This is a genomic window from Cyclobacterium qasimii M12-11B, from assembly GCF_000427295.1.
Lineage (GTDB): Bacteria > Bacteroidota > Bacteroidia > Cytophagales > Cyclobacteriaceae > Cyclobacterium > Cyclobacterium qasimii.
Genome location: NZ_ATNM01000091.1, coordinates 237,306 through 243,558 on the forward strand (window position 1 = coordinate 237,306; position 6,253 = coordinate 243,558).

Sequence of the window (6,253 nt, forward strand, 5' to 3'; positions counted from 1 at the left end):
CGGTTAAACCGGTTTTTTTAGCCAATGAATAAAAAACGATACCAACCATAATCCTGAAATGAAAATCAGGGCCGGATTGACAGAACCACAAGGATTGCGTTTCTGTTTGCTTGTATTTTTATCAAGCATTTTTTCTTTGTCAATGCTTGTAAAGAGGGTTCTGAAGCAAAAATCTCAGTCAGCCCCATGGCGGAATTTGATCCACAGGAGAGCACCTTCATTTGCTGGACACCCACATTCCAGGAGATATCCCTGAAGCTTATCCAGGAAATAGCCGAAGTTGATCATGTTACGCTATTCTACAACCAACGCAACCAACAGCCAGAAGAGCTGCAAAAATTATTTAAACAAAGAAAGATCAATTTAAAAAATGTTACTCTGGCTCCTTTTAAATTGGAAAAAGACAATATCTGGATTAGGGATTATGGACCTATAATCATGCAGGATGAAGAGGGGTACCAGGAAATGGTTTCTTTTCATTATCACCATGAAGAAAACCAGGAATACAATTTATTCAGCGAGCAGTATGCGACAAAAATGAGAATTCCTTTCATGAGAAGTGGCATGTTCAGCGCAGGAGGAGGTCGGGAGATCAATGGCAAAGGGAGCATTATTTTAATCGAAGGACATGAAAAATACATTAACCCCGATCTTAGCCTGGAAGAGATTGAAAACGAATACAAACAACAGCTGAATCAAAAAAACGTCATCTGGCTTAAAAAAGGTATTCCGCAAGACGATCTGTTTGACAATGGCCCGGTGATCGACAATATTTATGGCAATGGCGTTCATTGGCATGTGGATGAATTCTGCCGGTTTGCTGATGCCCAAACCATCCTTCTGGCTCAGGTAGATCCGGCAGATCTAGCTTTGGATCCGTTCTACCAGGTTGTGCATGAAAGGTTGGAAGAAAGCTATCAGATTCTCAAAAATGCCAGGGATCAGGATGGAAAACCTTTTAAGATCATCAGAGTACCTCAAGCACCTATTATTTTTGATCAGGGAAATTACAACGGCCAACCAATTTTTTACACTCCCGTAACCAGCTATTTAAATTTTGTCCTAACCAATAATTTGGTAGTGATACCCGCCTATTACAATCCGGGTGACCCTGATTTTATACGGCAAAAAGATGAACAGGCTAGAAAAGCTTTTCATGAAGTTTTTAAAAGCAGAAAAGTAGTGATGATCAATGCTACAGAACTCAATTATAGTGGTGGTGGGCTACACTGTATCACCATGCACAAACCCAAAGTAGAAAAACGATCCAAACTAAGGCTTAAATTTAACAGTGCCCTCAAAAGATTGAAAGGTTAAACCGGAATCCTTAAACATAGCCCATCATTCAGGTTTTTTCATCTCACTTGCCATGGTACATTCTGCGATTAAAAAATGACCTATTGGTACTCAATTAAAGTGGAGGTAATCCTATAACAAGGTATCGAGGTCAAATGAATAAACATTTCCCAAATCATCCGAGAAAAATATAAGTTTAGGTTCATCCCGTAAAAAACGAGCCTTACTTGAAGTCACATCTCCATTTTTCCCTTTAATATCCGTTTTTAGTTGAATGATTTCGCTGAACTGCCAGCTGTCATTCTCTTTTATTACTTCATTAACGGAAATAAAATAGCGATCCTCCTCTCGATTTCTCACAGCATGTATTTCAAAAATCTTTCCGGATGCGACATGATTAATGATCGGGCGACTAGGACTTCTTTGTTTGGTTAAGTTTTCGTAGGGAATGTTGGTCCAATTGCCCTCCTTGTCCCTTTCTCTCAATACAAACTGAGGTTGATTCATATTGTCCACACTATTCTTGGTGACCAAAATCATTTCTCCATTTTCAAACACCGTGGCATTCAAGTGATCGTCTGCGTTATTGTCTCCCTGCTGAACAATTATAGGCTGTGACCATTGATTAAGGGCATCGCCATCATGGTGAATTCTCTCAACCATAGCTTGCGTATTTTGGTTAGACCAAATCACAGATACTTGTCCTTTTAATCCTACGATCAAGGAAATGTCATCCTTGTTAATGTCATCTGCAAGCATAAAGGGATCGGACCAATCCTGACCGTTTAGCGAATGCCAAACCATAATATTTTCATTCATATCAGCACAAACCCAAAATTGATTTTTTGAATCTTGGGTAATGGTTGCCGTTTCTATACTATTACAGTTTTCAGGAATGGGGAGATTAACCTTCCATTGATGTTGATATTCCTTACTTTCGGGAGCATAAGTTAATTTAACTACCGTCAAAGCACATTCGTCCACTAAAACCAAATGTGTTTCATCGCCCTTACTCAAAACATCAGCCCTAGGTGGCAAAGCCTGCCATGCATGATTAACCTCAGATTGACTTGTCCATCCTAAAGGGTCTTTTTTCAATAGCTTCGGTCCGTCTACATCAGCTACTATTAGCCATTGTCCATATTTATTTGTCCAGGATTTTGATTGAGGTTTGTCTGCAGTTGCATCGCCATAATCCACCTTAAAAATAGGGGCTAAATAGATCTCAGGGGTTTTTATTGTTTGAGAAAAGGTTGGATAGCTGAATAGCAAAAAACAAACTAGGGGCAGGAAATAGGCTAAAATACTTTTTGGTTTCATAATGATTGTAAGTAGATAACAAAATTAATCTTTTATACTTCAGAGCGAGTTAAAAAATAGTTGCTTTACCATTAAATTTAAATAGCCTGGCTAAATCCAAGGTCCATTTGAAAGATAATCCTAAAACGCCAGGGCATGGGACAAGTTATAGAAGGGACTTTTATTGATGCCTAAAATAAACAAGCCAAACAGATTGTTCCGACTGATGATTTTTTAAACCAGTTTCGCCGATCTGTTTGACTGAGTGAAATGTGATGTCATTTCCTTTTCAGGCCTTTTGACTTTCCAACCATTTTAAAATAGTTTGATTGGTTTCTTCTGGAAGTTCTTGCTGAATCCAATGACCACAATCCAGACTGGCCACGTCTACGTTGGGCACGAAGTCTGCTAACCTTTCGGATTTTGGGATACTATCACGGTCGCCATAAATCATAAGTGCGGGATGTGGAATGATTGGGTCCACCTCCGCCAATAAATGCCAGTTGCGATCAAGGTTTCTGTACCAATTAATGCTTCCTGTAAAGCCCGATATTTCAAAGGCCGAGGTGAATACTGCTTGTTCGCTGTCATTCATTAATGGCTCACCAACTGGTTTTCCTGCTCTCGCAAGATTAATCATTAACATCCCTGGTTCAGGTGCTGCGGCAGGCAGGTTTTTCCGGTATAAATTCCGAAGAAACCGGGATGCATTTTCATCCAATATAGCGTCAGCGACTCCCGGTTTTCTATTGAAGTGAACAAAATAAAAGTCCTCACCAAATATTTCTTCCATGAACTCAATCCATGGTTTTTCTCCCCGCTCTTGATAAGGTAAAGCCAGGTTTATTATTTTATTTACCCGATTAGGGTGCAATTGAGCCAATCCCCATACCACATTCGCCCCCCAATCATGGCCAATAAAAGTAGCCTTTTCGTATCCGAAGTGGTCAAGAAGGGCTACAAGATCTCCTGTTAAATGTTCAATGTCATAGTCGGTTACTTCCGTCGGAGAAGAGGAGTTGCCATAACCTCTTTGATTTGGAACAATGACATGGTAGCCAGCTTCGACAAGCGCTGGTAGCTGATGACGCCATGAAAAGGCATGTTCCGGAAAGCCATGGCAGAGCACAATAGGTTTTCCTGCATTTTGTTGACCTGCTTCAAAGACTTCCAATGTTATACCATTGACTGATATCATGGTTGGCTCTGGAAATTCGGCTGTATTAAATTCAGTATTAATTACGTTTTTCATCCTTTTTAATGTTTAAAAATTAATGTGATACAAACGTAAATCCGGGAGGTGACAGCCCTTTGTCAAGGGTCAAAAAGAATTAATGGTATTTGTCAAAATACTCTTGCAAAGTCATGTTATGCGGTTCAAATTTTTCTGAAAGGATTTCCATTTTTTGAATTCTGTCTGGTCGAAAAAACCGGAATTCATTGCGCAAACGACACCATGCAACTAAATACCAATTTTCGGAATTCAATATCGCAAATGGCTCTATTATTCTGTTTGTTACCTTATTTTCCTTGTTGATGTATTCTATTTTGACCAGGTTATAATTGGTAAGTGCATGCTGTAAATCTGAGAGATTGTTACTATTCCTTTCCAGGGTTTTAACTTGGTTGTATTGTGTTCTATGGGCAAGTAAATTTGCTTTGTCCTTGATACTATACTTGAGAATTGATTTTATTTTATCGATTGCTTCCGAGTAATCCTTTACAAATGAGGAGTCCTTGCTTTTCAGTACCAGCTGCTCTGCAAGTATCAAGGCATTTGCTTGATTTTCGGTGAACATTACCGGCGGTATTTTATAACCTTCCATTAGCGTATACCCTTTTCCTTCTTCTGTCAAAATAGGGATACCTGCTTTCTCCAATGCCTTTACATCTCGGTAAATTGTCCTTTTACTGACTTGAAATTTTTGGGATAATTCAGTAGCTGTGACAATGCTTCTGGTCTGAAATTGAACCAAAATTGCTGTTAGGCGAGACAATCTATTTACTTCTGAATATTCCATTTTCAAATGTAGTCAATGCTTTTTTTAAATGGCTGACAAGGCACAAGTTAAGAGGATGCCGTAACTCACTTTGATTTACATCACATTAGGCTCAGAAGATTGGTAAGCATTTCAAATAGTGGGATAATTAACATTTTTCCTCAGAAAGAACCCTAGGCCAAAGAACAACTTAAAATCAGTAACTTTTTCATTCTCCCAACGCTAAAAAACAAAAGGAGAAAACCATTCCCCATATTAGAATTAGTTCCCAACATCGAGAACTGGTCCCTGAGCTTGTCGAAGGGACCCTGAACATTTCTCAGGGTTCAACTCCTTTATTCGTACCTGCTAACCTCAAGGATTAGATTCTCCTAAACGCTCAGTACCATCCCGATCGATCGGGACAGCACCTTTAGGTGGTTTAGAGCCATCTCCTATAAAACGACCCTGATGGGCCTACCATCATCTTATTTAAAGCATTCAACCTTTTATTGCCGTGGTTGATTCTTGGCACACTATGAAAAGTAGGCGATTTCGAAGCATCAAAATCTCGGTTAAGCACAAACTTTGATACGAGCCAAAACCTTTGAATTTATTACTGTTTCGCCTATTTTTTATATACATTGTTGGTACCAGTTTTCACATCCTTTTGGCTACGGTTCTTACAAATTCCAATCCTTGAATGGTGAATTTTCCTTCTTCGGTAATAATTCCGTATTTGAGCAGTCTTTCATAAATCGTTCTTGGGAAATGTTCTCTATCAAATCTTAGCTTTCTCTCCAAGTAGTCCAATGGAGCTTCAATAATCATTGGAACGTCAAAATCTCCCATTTTGATCATATCTACTATCATATTTCTAACGGATGGAGGAACTCTATGAATCAGGTCATTTTCTCTTGCTCGTTCGCTATGTCTAATTTCTCTTTTAAGAAAATGAAGTTCTTTTGTCAAATTCAATATCTCGTCTTCCTTACTTTTAAGACTACTGAGAACTTCTTCTTTTTCACCTTCATTTAGTTTTGCTTTTTTAATAAGATTCGAAAGGATTTGGTCTTTTTCAGAAACTTCCTTTTCTAATTTTTGTTTTTCCTCCTCTAACTCCTTTTTATTATAATCCAATTCTTCTGAATTACTTATTCCACCTTCAAATTTGTCTCTTAATCCTGAGTAACCTTCGTCTAAATGCTTCAGTCTTTCTCCGAACCCTGCTTCTATCCGTCCGAGAATTTCAGAAATGTCTTTGGTGAATTTAAAAGTGTTGTCGTAGAATTTATTACTTGTATCTGTCGCCTTAAAATAAAATGCTACTGATAGCGCAATTGCGAAAATTGCTAAAGTGAGAGACAATAGGTCTGTAAAATCGAAATTAGAAAAGTCAAATGAAACATTTGAGATGGCTAGTTTATAGGCGACCAAGGCAAAAAGAATAATGCCCATTACTATTTTAGCTATACTTTCTCTGTTCTTGATTTTATATTTCAATTCATCTGGAGTGTCCTTTTCCTTTTTTGATTCCATTTTTCTGAGTTTTAATTGGTGCCAACGTTATGAATATAGGGCGTTGGGCAATTCAAGGTGCCAAACTTCCAATTCGCTACCTATTTCTTTAAATGTAATCATTTCCAGCTTTAGTACTATCTGCCCAATGACCTATATTT

Annotated in this window: 5 protein-coding genes; 1 reads left to right on the top strand and 4 read right to left on the bottom strand. The window is 38.3% G+C overall.

What is annotated here, in order from left to right; translation table 11 throughout:
- The first annotated feature begins 186 nt into the window (after positions 1 to 186).
- Complete coding sequence (locus tag ADICYQ_RS09820; protein ID WP_020888772.1) at positions 187 to 1,317, top strand: agmatine deiminase family protein; 1,131 nt, start codon at positions 187 to 189, stop codon at positions 1,315 to 1,317.
- A gap of 111 nt (positions 1,318 to 1,428) precedes the next feature.
- Here the strand turns inward: ADICYQ_RS09820 and ADICYQ_RS09825 are convergent, their stop codons facing one another.
- The 4 genes from ADICYQ_RS09825 to ADICYQ_RS25900 form a co-directional block, all read right to left on the bottom strand.
- Positions 1,429 to 2,616: a hypothetical protein gene (locus ADICYQ_RS09825; protein ID WP_040415455.1), complete on the bottom strand. Its 1,188-nt coding sequence runs from the start codon at positions 2,614 to 2,616 to the stop codon at positions 1,429 to 1,431.
- Positions 2,617 to 2,884: 268 nt separating this feature from the next.
- Complete coding sequence (locus ADICYQ_RS09830; RefSeq protein WP_020888775.1) at positions 2,885 to 3,847, bottom strand: alpha/beta fold hydrolase; 963 nt, start codon at positions 3,845 to 3,847, stop codon at positions 2,885 to 2,887.
- A gap of 79 nt (positions 3,848 to 3,926) precedes the next feature.
- Complete coding sequence (locus ADICYQ_RS09835) at positions 3,927 to 4,616, bottom strand: helix-turn-helix transcriptional regulator (protein WP_040415458.1); 690 nt, start codon at positions 4,614 to 4,616, stop codon at positions 3,927 to 3,929.
- 618 nt (positions 4,617 to 5,234) lie between these two features.
- The gene (locus tag ADICYQ_RS25900; protein WP_020888778.1) at positions 5,235 to 6,113 is read right to left on the bottom strand and encodes a hypothetical protein; all 879 of its coding nucleotides are present in this window, start codon (positions 6,111 to 6,113) and stop codon (positions 5,235 to 5,237) included.
- Positions 6,114 to 6,253 lie beyond the last annotated feature (140 nt).